Source organism: Candidatus Defluviilinea proxima (assembly GCA_016721115.1).
Classification (GTDB): Bacteria; Chloroflexota; Anaerolineae; order Anaerolineales; family Villigracilaceae; genus Defluviilinea; species Defluviilinea proxima.
The window spans coordinates 2,992,527-3,013,845 of record JADKIW010000001.1 but is presented as its reverse complement, the minus strand read 5'-3'; the positions used below and the strand labels follow the sequence as shown (position 1 = coordinate 3,013,845).

17 protein-coding genes and 1 tRNA gene are annotated in these 21,319 nt (G+C 47.2%); 7 read left to right on the top strand and 11 right to left on the bottom strand.

Annotated features, from left to right (window positions below; all coding sequences use genetic code 11):
• Positions 1–17 precede the first annotated feature (17 nt).
• The 5 genes from IPP66_13990 to IPP66_13970 all read left to right on the top strand — a co-directional run bounded on the left by IPP66_13990 (position 18) and on the right by IPP66_13970 (position 5,017).
• Positions 18–782, top strand: coding sequence for an NYN domain-containing protein (locus IPP66_13990; protein MBK9926383.1), 765 nt, complete (start codon positions 18–20; stop codon positions 780–782).
• Positions 783–880: 98 nt separating this feature from the next.
• A complete protein-coding gene (locus IPP66_13985) occupies positions 881–2,056 on the top strand; it encodes a DUF2029 domain-containing protein (protein ID MBK9926382.1) in 1,176 nt (391 codons plus the stop codon).
• Positions 2,049–3,323: a methyltransferase domain-containing protein gene (locus IPP66_13980; GenBank protein ID MBK9926381.1), complete on the top strand. Its 1,275-nt coding sequence runs from the start codon at positions 2,049–2,051 to the stop codon at positions 3,321–3,323. The genes IPP66_13985 and IPP66_13980 overlap by 8 nt, the downstream gene beginning before the upstream one ends.
• Positions 3,324–3,435: 112 nt before the next feature.
• Positions 3,436–4,185, top strand: coding sequence for a hypothetical protein (locus tag IPP66_13975; GenBank protein ID MBK9926380.1), 750 nt, complete (start codon positions 3,436–3,438; stop codon positions 4,183–4,185).
• Positions 4,186–4,306: 121 nt separating this feature from the next.
• Positions 4,307–5,017, top strand: coding sequence for a hypothetical protein (locus tag IPP66_13970; protein ID MBK9926379.1), 711 nt, complete (start codon positions 4,307–4,309; stop codon positions 5,015–5,017).
• Here IPP66_13970 and IPP66_13965 read toward each other — a convergent pair.
• On the bottom strand, positions 5,014–6,261 hold the full coding sequence (locus tag IPP66_13965; GenBank protein MBK9926378.1) for a glycosyltransferase: 1,248 nt from the start codon (positions 6,259–6,261) through the stop codon (positions 5,014–5,016). The genes IPP66_13970 and IPP66_13965 overlap by 4 nt on opposite strands.
• Positions 6,262–6,351: 90 nt before the next feature.
• On the opposite strand from IPP66_13965, the gene IPP66_13960 reads away from it, so the two are divergent.
• Positions 6,352–6,424: transfer RNA gene (locus IPP66_13960), tRNA-Thr, on the top strand.
• 207 nt (positions 6,425–6,631) lie between these two features.
• Here the strand turns inward: IPP66_13960 and IPP66_13955 are convergent.
• A complete protein-coding gene (locus IPP66_13955) occupies positions 6,632–7,705 on the bottom strand; it encodes a DUF4870 domain-containing protein (protein MBK9926377.1) in 1,074 nt (357 codons plus the stop codon).
• Positions 7,706–7,751: 46 nt separating this feature from the next.
• Positions 7,752–9,476: an aldehyde ferredoxin oxidoreductase gene (locus IPP66_13950; GenBank protein MBK9926376.1), complete on the bottom strand. Its 1,725-nt coding sequence runs from the start codon at positions 9,474–9,476 to the stop codon at positions 7,752–7,754.
• Between the two features lie 105 nt (positions 9,477–9,581).
• Here IPP66_13950 and IPP66_13945 point away from each other — a divergent pair, with 105 nt between their 5' ends.
• Positions 9,582–10,685: an AAA family ATPase gene (locus tag IPP66_13945; protein ID MBK9926375.1), complete on the top strand. Its 1,104-nt coding sequence runs from the start codon at positions 9,582–9,584 to the stop codon at positions 10,683–10,685.
• A gap of 68 nt (positions 10,686–10,753) precedes the next feature.
• On the opposite strand, the gene IPP66_13940 is transcribed toward IPP66_13945, so the two are convergent.
• The 8 genes from IPP66_13940 to IPP66_13905 all read right to left on the bottom strand — a co-directional run bounded on the left by IPP66_13940 (position 10,754) and on the right by IPP66_13905 (position 21,256).
• Positions 10,754–12,109 carry an aspartate aminotransferase family protein gene (locus tag IPP66_13940; GenBank protein ID MBK9926374.1) on the bottom strand — a complete coding sequence of 452 codons (1,356 nt, stop codon included), beginning with the start codon at positions 12,107–12,109 and terminating at the stop codon, positions 10,754–10,756.
• 76 nt (positions 12,110–12,185) lie between these two features.
• Complete coding sequence (locus IPP66_13935; protein ID MBK9926373.1) at positions 12,186–13,436, bottom strand: aminotransferase class III-fold pyridoxal phosphate-dependent enzyme; 1,251 nt, start codon at positions 13,434–13,436, stop codon at positions 12,186–12,188.
• A gap of 120 nt (positions 13,437–13,556) precedes the next feature.
• On the bottom strand, positions 13,557–15,464 hold the full coding sequence (locus tag IPP66_13930) for an aldehyde ferredoxin oxidoreductase family protein (protein ID MBK9926372.1): 1,908 nt from the start codon (positions 15,462–15,464) through the stop codon (positions 13,557–13,559).
• 207 nt (positions 15,465–15,671) lie between these two features.
• Positions 15,672–16,880 carry a saccharopine dehydrogenase NADP-binding domain-containing protein gene (locus IPP66_13925; protein ID MBK9926371.1) on the bottom strand — a complete coding sequence of 403 codons (1,209 nt, stop codon included), beginning with the start codon at positions 16,878–16,880 and terminating at the stop codon, positions 15,672–15,674.
• 110 nt (positions 16,881–16,990) lie between these two features.
• A complete protein-coding gene (locus IPP66_13920; protein ID MBK9926370.1) occupies positions 16,991–18,166 on the bottom strand; it encodes a spermidine/putrescine ABC transporter substrate-binding protein in 1,176 nt (391 codons plus the stop codon).
• A 69-nt stretch (positions 18,167–18,235) separates the two neighbouring features.
• Positions 18,236–19,129, bottom strand: a complete 894-nt coding sequence (locus IPP66_13915; protein ID MBK9926369.1) for an ABC transporter permease — start codon at positions 19,127–19,129, stop codon at positions 18,236–18,238.
• An 85-nt stretch (positions 19,130–19,214) separates the two neighbouring features.
• Entirely contained in the window at positions 19,215–20,138 is a 924-nt protein-coding gene (locus IPP66_13910; protein ID MBK9926368.1) for an ABC transporter permease, read from the bottom strand.
• 5 nt (positions 20,139–20,143) lie between these two features.
• Positions 20,144–21,256 carry an ABC transporter ATP-binding protein gene (locus IPP66_13905; protein ID MBK9926367.1) on the bottom strand — a complete coding sequence of 371 codons (1,113 nt, stop codon included), beginning with the start codon at positions 21,254–21,256 and terminating at the stop codon, positions 20,144–20,146.
• Between the last annotated feature and the right edge of the window lie 63 nt (positions 21,257–21,319).

Genomic DNA, 21,319 nt, shown 5'->3' with positions numbered 1-21,319 from the left:
AAGGGTATAATCAAACCATGGCAAACGATAATCTATCCACTGCACGAAATAAGATCGCCATCCTGATCGACGGCGACAACGCCCAATCATCCCTGCTCCCAGAGATGCTCGTGGAAACCGGCAAACACGGTCAAGTCACTGTACGCCGTATTTATGGGGATTGGACAACCAATAATATGAATTCATGGAAGGATGTGCTCAACTATCACGCCTTTCAACCCATTCAACAATTCCGCTATACCATTGGCAAGAACGCCACCGATAGCGCCATGATCATTGACGCTATGGATATCCTGCACTCCGGCGTTGTAGATGGATTCTGTCTCGTCTCATCCGATAGCGATTACACTCGTCTAGCCACACGCATCCGCGAGGCAGGTATCTTCGTAATGGGTATCGGCGAAAAGAAAACACCCAAAGCCTTTGTAAATGCCTGCGATGTCTTTGTGTTCACAGAAAACCTTGCCGCGGAAAAGAAAGCCATCCAACAGAAGAAGCAAACGCACGTAAAAAAAGTGGGGAAGAAAAACGAGGACGAAAAAGAAGAACTTGATCCAATGCCGATCCTCAGTCAAGCCTTCGAAATAGCAGTGGGACAAGATGGCTGGGCCCCCCTCGCTACTATGGGGCAAGCCCTCTATCAAGTAGACCCTAGCTTTGATCCGCGCACGTATGGTCATAAACAGCTCTCACGCATGATCGCCAAACTCAAAGACCGCTTCGAAATCAGAACCCAGGAAGTAGGCGGTACAAGTGTGATGTATGTGAAGGTGAAGGAATAATTTGCAGAGAATAAGCTTTTAGCCTAAAAAATTTATACGATGACCGATGCCGCCATACGATCGTCTATTCACCATTCATAAACATAAAGGAAAGCAAAGTGGGATCATCGCACTTGTTTACTCGAAATCGATTAATAGTAGCTTTTATCACAATAGCAGGCCTATTAATTCTTAATACTTTATGGGGTATTGCCTCAACAACAAACTTAGGTGGGGGTGATTTTTGGGGATATTGGTCAGCCACATTCTTATTGCGGAATGGACAAAACCCCTATGACCCGGATGCAATGAGATTAGTCCAAGCCACCCAAATGCATACAGGGCTAGATTTCACCATTATGTCATGGAATCCTCCGACATTATTTGTGGTTATTTTACCGCTTACGTTACTATCCATTACATCGGCAAAGTTCATCTGGCTAATCGCCAACCTAACCCTGATCGCGACCACCATCTTGATGCTCATAAAGTTGTACTTACCACAGGATAATGCAAAGCTAAAATTGATGTTTCTTCTCTTGGCTTTTCTTATGCCTCAGATATTATCCGGGGTCTATGTTGGTCAGGTAACCATATTAGTGACCTTTGGGTTGGTTACAAGTATGATACTTATTAGAAAAAACCATTGGTTCTGGGCTGGGGCAATCTTAATTCTTACAACAATCAAACCCCATCTTGTTGTCTTACAAATAATTTATTTATTTCTATACATGATACAGAGGAAAAAAATTCAGGGATGGGCAGGGATATTACTAGCCGGAAGTGTATTTCTCGTTATCCTCTTTGGGTTACGGCCCCAGCTTATCAGCGACCTCGTTGGGTTGTCAAAAATTGCACCCACAAAATGGTATACACCAACGATTGGCGGATGGATCAGTTTCATCGGTGCTACCGAAATCGCCCGCTATTTGATTGTGTTGTTTTTGCCCATACCATTTATACTGGCAAAATACCATACAAGTTTCAGCATGGAGTTATCTATCGCGCTACTTACACTTATAACCGTTCCCTTTACATTCTTCGGCTGGAGTTACGATCAGGTCATACTTTTAATACCTATTGCGCAGATATTTTACTGGCTGTACCAATTAAGAGCAGTAGCATTAAAATATGTACTTTCCACATTTATGATCCTAGTAGTCGTGATTAACTACTATCAAAAGGTAACCGACACTTATGAAGTTTACTATGTCTGGGTTCCCTTATTCTGGTGTCTGGTTTTTGGTATCACATGGTATTACTACTATACAAGGCTAACCTATATTCATGAATAATCAACTCAATCTATCTGTAGTCGTTATTGCACATGAAAAAACAAAAAAGCTTATAGAGACAATCTCGCAAATTCACTCAACCCTAAAGTTGCTCTCTGTGGAATATGAAATTCTTATCGTATCCTGTCGTTTTGACGAGCAAGCCCGGAAGACACTCCAACAGAACAATTGTACAATTCTAATTCCGCAGACAGCTGGATATGGGGATAGTGTCCTAACAGGAATTCACCACTCGACTGGCAGATATATCATTACCATGGATGCAGACCAGACACATCCGGCAACCTTTCTGAAAGAGCTATGGGAGGCTAGAGATAACGCTGATGTTGTTGTTGCATCTCGATATATCGCCAAAGGACAAACACAAACCCCAATTCTTCGCAAGTTCCTGAGCAAGTTTCTAAATATTGCTTTCAGTCGCGGGTTAGATTTACCCGTACATGACATGTCCAGCGGGTTTCGTTTATATAAAGGCCATGTTGTCAAGAACTTAACAACTGAGAGCAAGAATTTTGATGTCTTACAGGAAATACTTGTAAAGATTTTAATGGCGGGTTACCATGTTAGCGAAATCCCGTTTAAATACCGGTCAGTCGACTCCGCATATACGCGAATGACAAAATTCGGGCTGGCATACTTGAGAGCTTTTTCCCGCCTTTGGAAACTACGAAATTCTATCGCTAGTGCAGATTATGATGCACGTGCCTACAATGCTATGATGCCTCCACAACGCTATTGGCAAAGACAACGCTACAAACACATTACAGGCATGTTGAAAGGCAAAGGAAAATGCCTAGATGTAGGTTGTGGGTCTAGCCGCATTATTGGAGCACTTCCTAATGGTAGCATCGCCCTGGACATTTTGATTCGAAAACTTCGATATTCCCGTCGTTTTGGACATATGACCGTTCAAGGATCTATCTTCGATCTGCCTGTCCCTGCATCGTCCTTCCCGTGCGTCCTATGTTCGCAAGTAATCGAACATGTGCCGCGTGCAAATGTACTGGATGAGCTGGACCGTGTTCTAGAACCCGGTGGATATCTTATTCTGGGAACACCTGATTATGCCAAATGGCAATGGAATGTCATTGAGTGGTTATACAAAGTTCTCTTGCCCCAAGCTTATGCCGATGAACATATCACCCATTACACATTCCAAGAACTCTACGATGAGCTTGTAATTAAACGTGGCTACAAACTGGAAACGACACGCTATATCCTGCAAGGGGAATTGATTTTAGGATTACGAAAACGACCTGTGTATTAGCGATATTATTGGGCCCGAATAATACCGTGTACAACTTGCAACAAGGCGTTGTTAGTGAAATTCTGTTCATGCTTTATAACAATCATCGTATTAAAGGGTACCGGAGAGAAACATGCCTATTGGCCTTGATTGGCTCAACATCCTACCATCTGTAAAAGAATTCTTGTCCGGCGGGAACCCCTACTCTGTCGGTCAAGTTTTCGAACCATTCTGGACTTATATTATCCTATCCCCATTGGCATTTTTACCGTTCTGGGTTGGCAGAGTTATATTATTTCTTGTTTCGTTAATTGTATTTGCATATAGCGCAATTCGACTCGGTGCGACTAAATGGCAATTGATTGCTTTCATACTATCATCAGCTGTTGTGGGATGCCTGAATAACGGGAACCTAGATTGGCTTGTTACCGCCGGCCTTTGGATGCCCCCTCAAATAGGTTTATTCTTCGTAATGATGAAGCCACAAGTTGGAATTGGGCTTCTCATCTTTTGGTCATGGCAAACCTGGAAAAACGACAAGTTTCCAGGTTTGATAAAACTTCTTGGGCCCATTTCGCTGGCTTATCTTATATCGTTCTGGCTTTACGGATTATGGCCACTTCGAATGTTCTCTTTACCAGATGCCGATATCAATATGAGCACATTCCCTTATGGTATCTGGGCCGGGCTTGCTCTTCTGTATATATCAATGAAAGACAATGATAAGAATTTAGCAGCGATTTCAAGCGTTTTTTTTGCCCCGTACATAAGCCAATTCAGTTATAGTGTTGTTCTTCTATCGTCATTTAAAAATAAAATCGTGTTTGCCCTAATCTGGGTTGGCTTGTGGATTCCAGTTTTAATGAGAGTGCTCAGCCGCTAAAATCGACAGTTTTTTGACTATCTACCGGAAAACTCCTTACACTATTCCTGTCAAGTTAGCGACCTTTCTTGAAATCAGTCCCATGCGCGCTTCATAGAAATTTTTAAGGAGACAATTATCTATGAAACTCCATTTATATTTCACACTTATCATTGCATTCGCCATGGTGGGATGCGCCTCACTCGCGCCCCCACCAACACCAACCGCCGAACCTACTGCCGCACCAACCACAACACCTAAACCATCACTTGCCGAAGGAAAGACCGTTTTTACCAGGTATGATGGGAAAAAATATGCAGGGACAGTATACGGCCACGGTGAAACTGCGATCATTTTGGCAAATATGTCTTATGGAGGAGAATCACAATGGGATCCCTTTGTAAAAGCAATTGACAAAGAAAAATTCACGGGGGTCACTTTTAATTACTTAATGCTGGTCGCAGATGATTATGCTTCAGCAGAACAGGAAACAGAGATTATTCTTGATACATTAAAGAGTGCCGGTTATAAACGCGCTATTTGTATAGGTGCCAGCCTAGGTGTAAGTGCATGTGGCTATATCGCACACGACCCCACGATGGTCGGCATTGCAACCATCGCAGGTCCAAATAATGGTGGCCTTCTAACCGATATCACGTATCCCAAACTTTTTATTGCGGGACAACTGGATCAATGGTCTAGCCCCATAAAGAGTGATTACAAAAAAGCCATTGAACCTAAAACACTAATCATCTATCCTGATACCGCTCAGCATGGCACAGATCTTTTTTACTCACCAGTGGGTGACGAATTTCTAAAGGCCTTACTGGATTTCGTTAACAACATTCCCTAATTCTGTTCTAGCAACTCTTTATATACCCCCACAATTTGTTGAGCAATCTTTTCCCAGGCATAATCTTTCGCATACTCTGCGGCTTGTTTGCTCATTTTTGCATGGAGTTCTCCATCGTTCAGCAACCATGACAATTTATCACACAACATTTCTGGTTCCTCGGCGGGAATCGTGAATCCTGTTTCGCCATCACGCACAAGGTAGGCCAACCCACCCACCTCCGAGGCAATGACCGGGGTGCCGCATGCCATCGCTTCGAGTGCAACCATACCAAACGACTCATAATGCGAAGGCATCACCAATACATCAGCGGCGGAATAAAAATACGGCAGTTTATCCTGGTCGCGTTTTCCCAAAAAAACAACTGATTGATCTAATCCTAGTGACTCGCATAAATCTTTCAGGCGCGCCATTTCCGTTGTCATTTGTTCACGGCTGGCAGAAGGATCACCACCGATGATGGCAAGATGTACAGGACGACTACCGTCCTTTAACTTTAGGCAAGCCATCGCCTCAAGCAACGTATCTACACCTTTCAACCGTTCGATACGCCCCACAAATAGGATCATACGACTCTCAGGTTGCAGGCCAACATATGCCTTTGATTCGTCAGCAGGGATCGGATAGAAATGGCTTAAGTCCACACCGGGTGGGATGACAACCATTTTGTTTTGATCAGCCTTATAAAGAAATCGGAGTTGGGTCATTTCCGCCAATGTTGCGACGATGATCCGGTCCACACGACGGATGACTTGCTTCTCCCCATTGACCCGATATGCACCTTCGCGTTCTGCCTCAGATTGCGCCACCCGGTTCTTCATCTCGCCCAAAGTGTGGAACATGTTGACGATGGGCGTACCAGCCCAAAGGTCCGAAAGAGACGCGGCGGCAATGCCGCTCATCCAGTAATGACTGTGGATAATGTCGTACTTAATCCCCTTTTCTTTTGCAAAGGCATCGACGCCTTCCACAAATTCAGGGATGTAATTCGCGAGTTCCTGCTTGTTCGGAATGGGATGTTCAGGCCCGGCAGGCACATGGACAACGCGATTGCCATAGCCAAGTTCGTGCAAAACATGAGGGACATGGTCATCCTGCGAGCGCGTGAAGACATCTACATGGATGCCCATTTGGCCAAGTTGACGTGTGAGTTCGCGGACGTAGACATTCATGCCGCCGGTGTCTTTGCCACCCAGTGTAGCGAGCGGACAGGTGTGATAAGAGAGCATTGCGATTCGATACATGTTTTTTCCGCCGTTCTAGACGCGGTGATGTGATAGAAACTTGCGTGATTAATTGTAATCCTTTATAATCTCCGCCGCTAAGGTAAGTATGCCGCTGTAGCTCAGTTAGCAGAGCGACGCTCTCGTAAAGCGTAGGTCACGAGTGCAACTCTCGTCAGCGGCTCAACACAAAAAGACTTCCGAAGTCTCAGAGACTTCGGAAGTCTTTTTGTTATATCAATCTCTGCATCCAAGTAAGTCGAACTGGGAACGGCAAGCGTTAGCGGCATGGGCGAGATTTGGCAAGAAAAACCCAAAGGTAGAATCCGCCAAAGGCACTGAATCCCTAAGGGCGAGGGAAAAGCCCGCCCTCGTCCGCCTGCACGCGATGTTAGGCGCTGTTTGTTGATTTAGCACTTTTGCTTTTATAAATACGATTGGCAATAAAGATATAACGAAAATCTTTTCCTTGATATGTCATTAATGCGCCAATGATGGCGTAGATTATAAATCCAAGATTTCCAATGGTCATCACTAATACGCTTATGATTATTGCCATAAAGATACCGCCACCCGTAACGCCAATAAATTTTTCGTTATGTGTAGCAGAAGTTAGCAAAACAGGGATGAAAATTGAACCTACCATACAAGATGACGCCAACATACTGAACACAAGCATAACGATTTGCCAGATTAACGCCTGCAATGACTGAAAGCCGAGATAAGATGATTTTTTCTTTTGAGTCAAATAAATACCGATAGGAACAAAAAACCCAATGTTGGGAAATAAAACAGAAGCATGGGAAATTGCCGCTAACAAACGGACTTCCTGACTTATTAAGGGCGTTTCTATCGCTTGAATTTCTTTCTGGACTTCCTTTTTCTCTGACTGAGTTTCTTGGGGAATCGGCTGATTTTCAAACAGTTTTGGCGCATATTGTTTTATGTCACTCGCCAATTGGCCATCTGGCCAACCTTCGTAACCCGTGAGAGATATAAAACCTTGCGTGGGACGCAAAAACCTAAACGGCGATTTTAGCGACAAGGAAAAACCAATAACTTCATAGGAATTTAGATAGAGAACATCAGTGAACAAAAAGAACTTTCCAAGTTCATCTACATCAGACCAATTACATCGAATATGCTTATAAGGCAAATTCTTTTGCTCAATTCCATCAGGCGAGATTTTCACATAAGAGAAAAATGACATAATGGTGCTAATGGTTATTTGGACGAGATTGAAAACTAACAAAATGATTATTGGGATTAAGAGACAACCAAAGACAATAGCAAATGTGTCGAAACTTTTTTGGGCTTGGAAAAACGAAACTATCATTAGCACAAATGCCATGAGGGGAATTCCCATAATTATTCCCATGAAAAACAAGGAAAAAACATTAAGGGCGAGAGTCCATCGCTTTGGTTTGTAAATATGTGTGTTTGCCAAGTCGGAATTATTACTCATTATTTTCCTTCCTAAATTTGCTGTGATGTGAAGCGCCTAACTCGACTTACAGATCATCAAAAATATGATCGAGCACATCTTCACTCACATCAAACACTGCGCCATTTTCAGGGATCGCTTCTTCGGTCATCCACTTGGGCAAACGGTCATCTTCCTTGGTAAAGCCTGCACGCTTATTGAACTCGCGCTCCATCTTGATGGTCTCTTTACCTAATGCCTGCAAAATGTTATCGGGCAGATCGTCCCAGCCATAACGGGCAGATAACAAACGTTTGACAACGCCATCAGGCGTGGCGGCGTAACCGAAGCCCGCAAAGATGCACGCGCCCAGAGTATCGTAACCAGCCATGTTCAACTGTGCGTTGAGCGATGGATCTTTTTGTACGGTCGGGTCGAGATGATTAACTTGCGCGCGGATGGTGAGTCCGCAGGTATGATCTGCGCCCTGCGGAGTTGTAGCGTACGTTACGCCAGTCCCTTTGATCGAACGCGGTTCATAGCCAGACATGGCTTGTCCCTTCACGGCAGGCACACGCTCAATGTTATAGGCTTTCCCCGTGCTGACCGCGCCATTCCCGAGCACGCGTCCCAATTCGGTGCCTTTGCGAATTTCGTCAATCAACTTCAACGCATCTTCTTCATTGCCCCAGCGCATCAAACCTGCTTCGGCCGCAACACCCAGCGCACCGCCGATCTCAATCGAATCAAGTCCCAAGTCATTGACCTGCCAATTCAACCGTCCAATTGACTCGAGTGAATCGATCTCAAGGTTGATACCCATCAAACCGATCGTCTCATATTCAAGCGGCGAGACAATGACCTTGCCATCCTCCCCACCCAAAATATTCGAGCATTTGATCGTGCACCCCGCCATACACGCATGTGACGGGTCCGACGGTTTGCCGCGCTTCAAAGTAAATTCACGCAGTGCATCGCCGTCTACGTGATCTACTTTATCGAACGTGCCACGCGAAAAATTTTTGACGGTCAACGCCGCAAAACTCTGACACATCGCCGCAATCGCCGCTGTGCTATAGTCACGATATGTAATGGATTGCGGGTGTTCCATGACCGACTTTGTATAATCTTTTGTTGCGATTTTGAACGCTTCAGGATTCACGACAGGCGGCTTCTGCCCACCGGCATGGTCAAACACGATGGCTTTTAATCCCTTCGAACCCATCACCGCGCCGAGACCACCACGAGCGGCAATCCTCGAAGGGACTTTATCTTTATCAATATTTTGCACTCGCGCCGACTTCAATTGCATCTCACCGCCGGGGCCGATCAAGGAGATGGCAACTTTATCTCCATATTTCTCCAACAGCTTTGGAGCAGTTTCATAAACACCCAAACCAACTAAATCATCTGCACGTTCCCATTTAGCACCATTGAGTGAAAGATGTAAAACCCAGAAACCGTCTTCTTTTGGCTGGCCTTCAATAACAAGCGCATGGATGCCCATGTGCGTCATGTGCAAGCCTGTCCGACCGCCAGCATTGGCTTCTTTGATACCACCGGTTAAAGGAGATTTTCCACCAACCGAAATCCTATCTGTGGAGGAAAGCATATGACCCACTAACAAGCCCGGGGCGAAGATCAATTTATTGCCGGGGCCGAGAGGGTCACAGGTGGCATCCACTTCATCGAACAGGATACGGGCCAAAAGTCCACGACCGCCGAGGCGTTGCCATGAAGCGGGGACAGATTCAAGTTTCAGCGTTTGCTCACTCACATTAACACGCCAAACCTGTGATTTATAGTCAGTCATCAGTTACTCCAGTTAAGTAATATTGCCAAAATTTGGGAACGGCTGTATAGTTCAGGCTCTTGCGGGAAAAGTCTATCATTAATTTCGTTCGATGGAGATGAAGACATGGATCAACCTGTCATCGGCACATTACTCGATTCGTTCGGCGCCTTTGGGCAGTTTAACCTGGGAGCCTACTATGTCACTTGCTTTGGGGCCCTGCCTTCTAGTTTGAAGGTCAGTTTGCCGTCTGAAAAGCCAAGGGACGCTGTGGACTCCATCATGCAGATGATCGATCTCCAAAAGAACTCCTTCGAGCCCGTTACCAAAGATTGGCGCGTGGACGAGATCAAAAAGCCTGAACAAGATCTCTTCGATGAATATGCCTACGAACTACTTTTCAAGAGTAATTCAAGGCGCACTGCGATCCAAATCATGTGTCACCATCATTCACTCGAGATCACCTTTGCCTACGACATCAAGGATCAAGATACAGAGGCATGGATCCTTGAAACCAGCCGCCAACTCCAAGGTACATTCAAGACAACTGACAAACCCAAGTTCAAGGTCTTGATCGCGCAGGATGGTATGTTTAACACTGAAGAAGTGGAAACCAGTGACTTCATTTCCATTGACATAAAAGAGTTATACAACGATGATTTTGTCGAGGTGGATACTCTGATCAACGCATCCATCCAGAAAAAGGAGTCGGGTATGATCCTGCTTCATGGTGAACCCGGCACCGGCAAAACGACTTACATCAAACACCTGATCAGCAAGTTCAAGGAAAAGAAGTTCATCTTTATCCAGAATGATTTTGTAAAGGAACTGTTGAAACCTTCGTTCGTCGCCTTCCTTTTGCAGAACAAGGATGCGCTCCTGATCATCGAAGATGCTGAGAAAGTTGTAGTGGCACGCGATAGCTCAACGGACGAATCGGTGGTGTCCACGCTTCTGCAATTGACCGATGGCCTGTTCAGCGACTTCCTGAACATCAAGATCATCTGCACCTTCAACACCAACCTCGAGCGGATCGATAAGGCGCTTCTCCGTAAGGGACGTATGATCGCCAAATATAACTTTACGCCACTCTCTGCAGAGAAGACAGCGGCGCTTGCGAAGAAGCTCGGTCACGAAGGCGTGACGGGCAGTCTCACGCTGGCAGATATCTTTGGTTACGATCACCAGAGTTTCAGCAAGTCTACCAAGCGAACGATAGGGTTCACATAAGGGGCAAACAAGTTATATCGTAAGGGCGACTCGCCAAGCAGAAGGAGATACGGGTCGCCCTTACATTTTTAACCGAACAAACTCTCAACCGCTTCCCGGAACACCCTCGTATGAGTGTCTACATCATCTTGTGTGGTTTCAGGCGAGATCAATGCCATGTTGTGAAAAGGGGTCATCAGAATTCCACGGTTGAGTGCGAAGAGGTGCATGTAGCGGTCGAGTTCGTGGTCGATGGCGGCGAAGGCTTCACCTCCGTTTTTGGGCGGAGTTGGGCGGAACCAATACTCAGAACGATTGCCAAGTTGCTTCACGATCCATGGCAATTCAAATTCTTTTATTACAGACTCAACACCTTCCGTAAATTTCTCTTGTAATCGAATAGCTTTATCGTAGAACTCTTGCGTCAACACATTTTGCAGAGTGGCCTTCATCGCCGCAATGGACAAAGCGTTGCCTGCTAATGTTCCGCCAATGCCGCCAACGTCTGCATCGTCCACGTTGAGCTTCGCATCAAAAGCCTTTGACACTTCCTCGGTGAATCCATACACCGCCGCGGGAACACCTCCAGCGATGGGTTTGCCAATCGTGAGGAAATCAGGTCGAAGGTCGAATGAGGCGGTGTATCCGCCAGGACCCGTACAGATGGTGTGTGTCTCATCGATGATGAGATACGTTCCATATTTGCGAGTGATCTCACGAAGGGCATCATGATATCCAGGTTTGGGATGGATGATGCCGATGTTGGTCATCACAGGTTCAGCAAGGACAGCCGCAACATCGCGCGCCGCAAGGACAGTTTCGAGCGCGGCAATATCGTTAAACTCAATGACCTTGGTTGTAAAACGCGGATCCACCTGTGGGCCCATGTTGTTCGAGCGCGACATGGGCGTGCCTTCTTCGTCGAGCGTAATGAAGGTTTCATCCACGGAGCCATGATAGCAATAATTAAAAACCAAAACTTTCGAACGCCCCGTGATCATGCGCGCCATGCGAAGGGCAAAGCGATTCGCATCGGTGGCGGTGAGGGCAAACTGCCAATAGGGAAGTTTGAAGCGGCGTCCCAATTCCTCGCCCACCCAGATCACATCTTCATACGGGAGCATGAGCGTGATGCCTTTTTGAATTTGCTCGGTGATGGCGTTGACCGTTGCTTCTGGTGAATGCCCGGTCATGGCGCCGGTATCGCCGAGGCAGAGGTCAATGTATTCATTGCCATCTACATCGGTGAAGTGAGCACCTTTTGCCTCTTTGACGAAAACGGGAAACGAACCCGCCCAACGGATCATCCACAACATCGGCACGCCGCCATGCAATGACTTGCGCGCACGCTGATAGAGTTCATAGGATTTTGGATGGGTTTTGTGGAAGAGGGATTCTTCGGATTGAAGGAGGGAGTTCAGTTTGGTACGATTTAATTCAGGCATAGTATTAGTCGGCAGGTATACATGTAGACAGGTAGGCACGTAACGTAATATTGTCCGTGCCTACCTGTTTCCGCGTTTACTTGATTACTTCTCCCAACGCTTCCCCAAATATCTTCAACCCATCATTGATCTGTTCGGATGTCACATTCAACGGCGGGATCCAGCGCAGGGTGTTATCGTAGGTTCCGCAAGAGAGAAGTAACAAACCTTTCTCCTCTGCAGAGTGAATAATACCTTTGACCATTTGTTTGGCCTTGTCTGTTCGGCCACCTTCGCCTACGAATTCCGTCCCGATCATCAGGCCTTTGCCGCGCACATCACCGATCTGCGGATATTCTTCCTGGAATTTTCGAAGCCCAGTCATCAATTGGACTCCGCGCTCTTCGGCATTCTCCAACATTTTTTCATCACGCATCGCACGGATGGTGCCGACTGCTGCAGCACAGGCGAGCGCGTTGCCGCCATACGTTCCGCCAATGGAACCGACATCAAGTCTCATCATAATGTCGGTACTGGTAAAGACGCCCGAGAGTGGCATACCAGAGGCGATCCCTTTTGCGGCAGTCATGATATCGGGCACAATTTCAAAGTGTTCAAACGCAAACCATTTGCCTGTGCGCCCAAACCCTGATTGGACTTCATCGAAGATCAGCATGATCTTGTGACGGTCACAGATCTCGCGCAAACCTTTCATGAACGACTTCGGAGGAACAACGTATCCTCCTTCACCCAAAACTGATTCGATCAAAATGGCCGCTGTATCCTTTGGAGCAGTTTGCGATGCAAGCAAATATTCCAGTTGCTCCAATGCATACTCAGAGGCTTCGGCCTCTGTCATCTTCAAACGGAAGGCATAGGGGAATGGCGAAACGAACACACCCGAGGGCAATGGGCCAAAGCCAGTGCGGTAGACCGTTTTGGAGGTGGTCAATGCCATCGTGCCGGAGGAACGTCCGTGGAAGGAGCCACTGAACACGATCACATTCTGACGTCCCGTTGCCACGCGTGCGATCTTGATGGCGTTCTCCACCGCTTCTGCGCCTGAGTTGGCAAAGAAGTACGAGTCAATGGATTGAGGTGTGATCTTGCGTAGCTCGTCGATCAATTGCAACATCGGTTTGTGGACGACGATATTCGCCTGCGCGTGGATAAAGTTCCCTGCTTGTTCGCGGATAGCTTCAACAACCTTTGGATGACAGTGGCCTGTGTTTGTCACACCGATGCCACAGGTGAAGTCAAGGAACTTACGTCCATCTTCTGTGTAGATATAGGAGCCTTCTGCACGATCTGCAACAAAGTTGAAGATACGCGAGTAGGCCGGGGTCATGTGGGGAAAATTTTCAGTATAGAGGGGGTTTGTAGACATAATTTTCTTTCGGGAACGAACATAGACAAGTAGACACGTAAACAGGCGATGTATCTACCTGTTTACGTGTCTACATCTTGTTTACGCTGGTAAATATTCAGCCGCCCACTCGACATCGTGTTTCTTGAGAGTCTCAAGGGTCGGGGCGCCGTCAGCGTTAAGGCCTGCCAGCTTGTAATAGTGATCTATCGCTGAATCAACTTCCTCGTGAGTCAGAGCGAAGCCCGCAGTGGGGCCAGTACCTGCCAGAGCTTTGAAAAATTTCTTTGGCAGTTTGTCGTCTTTTCGTCCGAGGCCTTCGCGGGCATTGAACACACGGAAGAGGCTCAAACGGCGGCGGCCGACTTCCATCAATTCATCAAGGGTCATATCCCAACCGGTGACAGCATTGACCATGTCCGCAGTTTGCTGACCATCGTAGAGAGTCCACGTGGGGCCCCAAACGAATTGACAGAGTTCTGCTGAATCGAGCATGGAGTAAAAGACTTCGGTCTCATACGCAAAGCGGACTTTCTCTTCGGTGAGGCTGTAAGCAGGTTGCGGTGAACCAAGGCCGATCTGTTTGAGACGGTCGAGATTGAAATCGCCAACGCCTTCTTCGTAATACGGATCATGCTCAGACGATTGATGATCGGCGCCGAACGGGTTGATCGCATAGATCAACGCGAGCGAACGTTTGGCTTGCGGCATGTGCGCAGGGGACTCGGCACCTTTAACTGTGATAAGACATTCATCGGCACCATTGCCCCACACTTTGGCGGCGCGTTCCGAACCTTGTGAGAGCACTTTACCGAGCACGCCTTCATTCTTTACGATCTGTTCGAGTGCGGTGATCATCGCAGATGCATTGCCAAATTTAAGTTCAAGGCCACCAGTTTGTTCTTTGGTGATGATGCCCTTCTCGTAGCACTCCATCGCGAAAGCAATGGTCGCGCCAGCCGCGATGGTATCCACTGCATATTCATTGCAAATTTGATTCGCAAGGTTGACCGCGGCAAGATCATCAACGCCACAATAGGAACCGAACGTACCGAGTGTTTCGTATTCAGCGCCGCCGTAACGCGGATCGACTTTATAGGGCCCGTCTTTGATCTCAACCACGCGCTTGCATTTCACCACACAAGCATAACAAGTATCGCGTTCCTTCAACACGGTTTCCGTCATGCGTTCGCCACTGATCGGTTCGCAACCTTCGAATTGACCTTCGTTATAGTTACGGGTCGGCAATGTGCCGATGGTGTTGTTGAACAATACAACAACAGCTGTGCCATGTTTGGCGAGGCCGTCCATATCACCATTTTCAGGAATAGCCTTCGGACCAATACGATTCAAGTCAGTGATCGCTTTTTGATTGGCAACTTTCGCCTTCCCCGTTCCGCGTACCACCACCGCCTTGAGGTTTTTCGAAGCCATCACCAAGCCCATGCCTGTACGTCCGTTATGGCGATTAGACATGGAAACCAATGTTGAGAACAGCACGCCATTCTCTGCGCCCATGCCGTGTTGTAAAATCTCAGCCTTCGGGTCCACTTCCTTGTGAATGATGTCATCCACTTCGCCCGATTTCTTGCCCATCAAATGCGCAGCATCACGCAATTCGTATTTACCATCAATGATACAAAGATACACAGGCTTTGATGATTTGCCTTTGACCACGATCCCATCGAAACCTGCGAACTTTAATTCCGCAGGGAAAAATCCACCGCTCTGCGAATCGCCAATACCACCGCTGATCGGTGACTTGGCATTCGCATTCAAACGACTCTGCCCCGAGATCGCCGCGCCAGTCGTCACACCAGCCATCAAGGTCAACACGTTCTCAGGCCCAAGCGGGTCGGCACCTTTCGGCATATCACGCAAAATATAATGCATCCCCATCGCACTCCCACCCATATATTTACGATAGAAAGCCTCAGTTGGCTCTTCGACAGTCAACGAACCTTTCGTTAAATCAACGTGCAGGATCTTACCGTTATAACCGTTTGGCATGACGACCTCCTAAATATTTTTCTAAATTATACAATTCGACCAGACTTTATTCAACGCACCACTTCCGATTTGGACGAAGAACACGCTTCCTTCTTAATGGATAGCTGGTACAGTCTCAACAAACATTTTCTGACTCTGACAAAGTAAACAAACTCATAAACAGGTACACAAGTAAATACGTGTATACCTGTTTACCTACACATCTATTTACTTATTCACTTCCCTCATCCCATACGGAAATCCATACTCGGCCATTTTCTCCATAAATGGGACAGGTTCAAAAGCTTCAGGGCCAAGCACGCCCGCGCCACTCCAAATACCATGCTCGATCAAGTCCATGGCAATGACCGCGCTGAAAGCTGTCTGCGCCACAACCGCCTGACATCCCCAAACCTTCATGCACTGTTCATTGTCCGCGATCTGATAGAGGTAGATTTCCTTCTTCGTGCCGTCTTTTGTGCCGGTGATCCATGTACCAGCACAGGTTTTGCCATGCATCTTGTTACCAAGATGGGCAGGGTCCGGCAGGCTCGCGGCAACTACATCGCGCGGTGAAACGTCAATACCCTTGACCTTGATCTTGTCCTTTTTATCAAGGCCGAGTTTATGAAGCGTCTTCAACACATCGATGAATTCCTGTCCCAGACCATATTTGAAGGTCACTCGTTTTGCCTTGATCCAACGCGGCACGAGCAACACTTCTTCATGTTCTACATTCACAATTTCAACTGGACCGATCTCTGGGAAGTCAAATACTTCAGGTTCGGAGAATGGTTCCGTGGTGAACCAACCTTTTCCTTCCTCATAAATCACTGGCGGATTTAAACATTCCTCGATCGTGGTCCATATTGAAAAGTTCGGGGCAAACTCATATCCATCAATTGAAATATTGGCGCCATCACGGATCCCGATCTCGTCAATTTCATCGAAGAGATAATCCTGTGCATAACGGGCGAACACGTCGGCCATGCCGGGCTCCACACCGAAGCCGACCATCGCAAGCAGGTTTTTCTCTTCCCATTCTTTGGCCTTTTCAAATTGATAATCACCAAGTTTGACGCCCGACTTGTGGAACGGGTCAGTAGGATGCGGCTCAGACAAGGTCATGGCCATATCCATATATTTGACACCGACATTGTATGCTGCATCAAATATTTGTTTATTGAAGATCGGGTCAACAGAATTCATGATGAGGTCAACTTGATATTTGCGAGCCAGTTCCTCGATCATTTCTTGTTTGCTGGCATCAACAAATTCGGCAGGGAAGCGTTTTTCATCCCCCAGTTTGCCTTGCACTTCCTTTGCTCGTTCGATGTTGTAATCAGCAAGTACCATCAACTCCATCCACGGACGTGGTTTGGCGATTGCGGCAATAGCTTCCCCCACTCCCCCTGTTCCCACGAGTAATACTTTCATAAATCCTTTCTATTCTCCATTAGTTTTATAACCCGCACAGTGCGAGTTAGAGTCTTACAAAATCTGCCTGACTGCATGCATACACAGTCAGGCAGATTCAAAACACAAACCTAGTTACCGCCCTTTACTTCCACCCAAATATCATCGTACAACGGAGTTGCATCACCAACATCTGCAATACCATGTCCATTTGCCACAACTTCGGCGGGGGGATTGGTGATCGGCGAATTGGCGTAAGCATCATACACTTCAGGATGATTTGCCTTCGCAAATTCCAACGCGGCTTTGTTCGGGTTGGTATATTGGAAATCACGGACCGTCAACCAGAAGACATCGCCCTGCATGGTGTAATTCATCCATGCATACGCGGCATCTGTATGAGCCGCGCCAGCCAACATGGCCCAGTTATCCTGCCAAAGGATGGGGCCTTCCTTGGGGTAAACATATTGAATGGCAGGATTCTCCTGATTGGCAATAAAAGCTTCACCTGTCCAGGTCATGCCTAAATCCACGTCACCAGCAATCAAGGCAGTCTTGGGGCTATCACTATCGAACACCTTCACGTTCGGAATAAGCTCGGCCAATTTGGCTTTGGCTTCGGAAAGTTGAGCAGGATCTTTGGTATTGACATCGTATCCCAGTGTCAACAAGGTAAAACCGATCACTGCGCGAGAGTCATCCAGGAAGATCATTTTCCCAGCATACTCAGGCTTCCATAAGTCTGCCCACGATTCAGGGACATTCTCGACGGCATCGGTGTTCACAATGATCGCGTCTGTTCCAGCCAAATAGGGGACGGTGTATTTGTTACCTGGATCAAAGTCTTGATCCATCCAGCCTGCATCGAAGTTACCAATGTTCGGCATTTTCGATTTGTCCAGTTCCTGTAACAGATTCTGGCGGATCATCAAACCGATGATGTAATCTGTAGGCTGAACGAGGTCATAGGCAGTACCACCAGCTGAAACCTTGGCGTACATTTCCTCATTGCTGGAATACTCATCTCGATTCAACTTGATGTCATAGACCAATTCGAAACAATCCAGCATATCCTGCGGGAAATATTCAGTCCACACAAAGACGTTCAATTCCTTCGAGGTCACTTCCATGCGCGGATTCGGTTCAGGACATTCGAAACCGCTGGATGTAACCTTGCTGGTCGTGGACGCAGGAGCATCCGTGGCTGGCTCTGGAGCCGCAGGCTCTCCTTGCCCACCGCAGGAAACCAACATCAGGCTGGCGATAACCAACACCCCCAAAACATTCAAAATATTTTTCTTGCTCATCTCTTTCTCCTTTAGGGAATTAATTGATACACGGCAACACGGACACGGCGAATCCGTGCAGTACCTAAACTAATGTTGCTTCTGTTCACGGCTCTGTACCCATTGCAACAACAACACAACGGAAAATACCAGCAGGATCCAAACTGTGGAGAGTGCATTGACCTGCGGGGTGATGATACGTCTTAACAAGCCATAAACATAGATCGGCAAGGTTGTTGAGCCCGGTCCATTTGTGAAGAACGTGATCACAAAGTCATCCAGCGATAAGGTAAAAGCCAGTAATGCACCTGAAAGAATACCGGGCAGGATCGTGGGAAGGGTCACACGCCGGAAAGTGATCCACTCGTTCGCACCCAGGTCCATGGCGGCCTCTTCAAAGGATTTGTCGAATCCTTGCAAGCGCGCCTGCACTACGAGCGTCACAAAAGGAATACTGAAGGCAATATGACTCAGAATAACCGTACCCAGCCCCAAGCTGAGTCTTGAATCGCCGGTCAATCCAAGAGAATTGTTGATGATGCCAAACAACTGGGTGAAAAGGGTCAGGATCCCAATGCCCATCACGATCTCAGGAATGACGATCGGGATATACAATGAAATTTGCGAGAAGGGTTTCCACTTGAAGTCATATCGTTGGAGCGCAAGTGCTGCCATTGTGCCAACGATGGTGGAAATGATCGTGGACGTGAAGGCAATTTTCAATGTATTGCCTGCCGCCTCAGCAACTTCTTTGTTCTTTGAAAGCTCACAAAACCAATGGAAAGGACCACACGGGCTGGATTTCACCATGCTCCCTTCCATGACAACACGTTCACTATACTTTGGGATAAACCCCTCGAACGTAATGTTCGTGCGTGAGGCGTTGAATGAAAAGAGGATCAACACAACGATAGGCGCATACAGGAATACGTACACCAGCATGGCAGAAGAGAAAATGAGCGGATGTCGGCGATGGGGATTCATCCCGCACACTCCATTCCTAATAAGATTGTATTGTGCGGGATTATCACCCCGCTACTTACATTGCACAAAAGATGAGGTAGCGGGGTCATGCCACAACAATCTCCTCTCCGAAGCCAAATTTACGTGTATAGAAATAGGTGACGATCAATGTCATTATCATCAGGATCAACGAAGCCGCGCTTCCAAAGGTTGGGTCGCGCGCATCTAAAAATTGACGCTGGATCAAGTTCCCAACCAGGATCACCTGCCTTCCACCCAAAATGTCGGAGACGATGAATGTTCCCATCACAGGGATGAACACCAGGATCGTACCCGCAACTACACCGGGCATGGAAAGCGGCAAGGTGACTCGTGCAAATGTTTTGATGCCGTTCGCTCCAAGGTCGGCCGCAGCTTCATATAATGAAGCATCAATTTTCTCGAGCGAAGTATAGATCGGCAGGATCATGAATGGCAAGAACTCGTAGACCATACCTACCAGCACTGCCCCCGGCGTATACAACATTTCCAACGGCGTGAACGAGATATGGAGCAAACTTGCAAACCATCCCAAAATCAGGTTAATCACACCTTGCGTACGGAGCAACATCATCCACGCATATACGCGGATGACAAAGTTTGTCCACAGCGGAATCAGCACCAAAAACATAAATGTATTACGACGTTTAGGATGCGCACGCGCTATAAAATACGCCAATGGGTATGCAAGCAAGATCACCAATACAGTTGTATTGAAAGCAAGTGAAAGTGAACGACCTAGAATTTGAACGTATAAAGGGTCAAAACAGGAGGCCTGTCCATTAGCACAATCCTTACTGTACCCCATCAAGCGTATATAGTTGTCCAAAGTGAACGTATAAATAACATCGCCATCAGGTCCCCGCTTACCAAAAGAGATCACCAATGTAAGGAGCAAAGGGATAATAAGAAGGCCGACCATCCACAACATGGTTGGTGAAACTAACAATGCACCCTGCGCTGACTTGTTTTCGCGCAAACGTTTCAACATGGCGGTTACTCCTTCTTCAATATAAGCACGTTCTCAGGGATCATCACAAGCGTAATCTCCTGACCGGCCGTGTAGAAGGAACTCGGGTCAAGTCGCGAGATTCGATTTTGCTCGAAGATCTTGAGGCGCGTACCGTTCACATCCGCAAACACATGCGTATCGGTGCCAATATACACCGTGCTAGCCACTTTCCCGACGAACGAGTTCGAGTCCATAGGCCTTTTAGCGATCAATACCTTCTCAGGCCGAATTGAAACCGTGACTTCCTCTCCGTTGACCAATCCTTCTGAAACAGGCAGACCTGTTAACTCTGCATTCAGGCTAGGGATGAAGACCACCGCCTCACTACTGGACAATGACTTGATCTTGCCTTCGAAGAAATTTGACTCCCCGATAAAATCTGCCACGAACTTATTCGCAGGTCTTTCATAGATCTCGACCGGGGTCCCCATTTGCTGAACCTTACCCTTGCTCATGACCGCAATACGGTCAGACATGGTCATGGCTTCTTCCTGATCGTGGGTTACATAGATGAACGTGATGCCGAGCTGTTGTTGCAGAGCTTTAAGTTCAAGTTGCATTTCCTTGCGAAGTTTTAAATCCAACGCACCAAGCGGCTCATCGAGCAACAATACATCTGGCACTTTGACCAGAGACCGCGCCACCGCCACGCGTTGTTGCTGTCCGCCGGAGAGTTGTTTGGGTTTGCGTCGCTCCATACCCGTGAGTTGGACCATCTCCAACGCGCGCTTGACGCGTTTTTCGATCTCATCTTTTTGTGCGCCTTCCATTTCCAAGCCAAAGGCGATATTCTGAAAAACAGTCATGTGCTGGAACAAGGCGTAACTTTGAAAAACAGTATTCACCTTGCGCTGAAATGGAGGCGTATGCCCCATTGCCTGCCCCTCAATATATATTTCACCCTCCGTAGGCCACTCGAACCCCGCGATCATCCGTAAAGACGTGGTCTTACCACAACCCGAAGAACCCAACATGGAAAAGAACTCGCCGTTCTTGATCTTCATGGTCACGTGATCCACGGCGTTCAATTGTTGTCCTTCAGGGGTAGTGAACTGCTTAACAACATCTCTAAGCTCTACCGCATACTCATTTGCCATCTCTCTTCTCCTCAGAGTGGAATGTAGGTATTGTAAACACCTTTTGGGTGATTGCGAGGGTAC

Excerpts from the sequence above, each read along its gene's own strand:
- IPP66_13950 (MBK9926376.1), bottom strand. The coding sequence starts at position 9,476 with ATGACTGACTATAAATCACAGGTTTGGCGTGTTAATGTGAGTGAGCAA.
- IPP66_13970 (MBK9926379.1), top strand. The coding sequence starts at position 4,307 with ATGAAACTCCATTTATATTTCACACTTATCATTGCATTCGCCATGGTG.
- IPP66_13905 (MBK9926367.1), bottom strand. The coding sequence starts at position 21,256 with ATGGCAAATGAGTATGCGGTAGAGCTTAGAGATGTTGTTAAGCAGTTC.
- IPP66_13910 (MBK9926368.1), bottom strand. The coding sequence starts at position 20,138 with ATGTTGAAACGTTTGCGCGAAAACAAGTCAGCGCAGGGTGCATTGTTA.
- IPP66_13930 (MBK9926372.1), bottom strand. The coding sequence starts at position 15,464 with ATGCCAAACGGTTATAACGGTAAGATCCTGCACGTTGATTTAACGAAA.
- IPP66_13980 (MBK9926381.1), top strand. The coding sequence starts at position 2,049 with ATGAATAATCAACTCAATCTATCTGTAGTCGTTATTGCACATGAAAAA.
- IPP66_13915 (MBK9926369.1), bottom strand. The coding sequence starts at position 19,129 with ATGAATCCCCATCGCCGACATCCGCTCATTTTCTCTTCTGCCATGCTG.
- IPP66_13925 (MBK9926371.1), bottom strand. The coding sequence starts at position 16,880 with ATGAAAGTATTACTCGTGGGAACAGGGGGAGTGGGGGAAGCTATTGCC.
- IPP66_13990 (MBK9926383.1), top strand. The coding sequence starts at position 18 with ATGGCAAACGATAATCTATCCACTGCACGAAATAAGATCGCCATCCTG.
- IPP66_13965 (MBK9926378.1), bottom strand. The coding sequence starts at position 6,261 with ATGTATCGAATCGCAATGCTCTCTTATCACACCTGTCCGCTCGCTACA.
- IPP66_13940 (MBK9926374.1), bottom strand. The coding sequence starts at position 12,109 with ATGCCTGAATTAAATCGTACCAAACTGAACTCCCTCCTTCAATCCGAA.
- IPP66_13955 (MBK9926377.1), bottom strand. The coding sequence starts at position 7,705 with ATGAGTAATAATTCCGACTTGGCAAACACACATATTTACAAACCAAAG.
- IPP66_13945 (MBK9926375.1), top strand. The coding sequence starts at position 9,582 with ATGGATCAACCTGTCATCGGCACATTACTCGATTCGTTCGGCGCCTTT.
- IPP66_13935 (MBK9926373.1), bottom strand. The coding sequence starts at position 13,436 with ATGACCCCGGCCTACTCGCGTATCTTCAACTTTGTTGCAGATCGTGCA.
- IPP66_13975 (MBK9926380.1), top strand. The coding sequence starts at position 3,436 with ATGCCTATTGGCCTTGATTGGCTCAACATCCTACCATCTGTAAAAGAA.
- IPP66_13920 (MBK9926370.1), bottom strand. The coding sequence starts at position 18,166 with ATGAGCAAGAAAAATATTTTGAATGTTTTGGGGGTGTTGGTTATCGCC.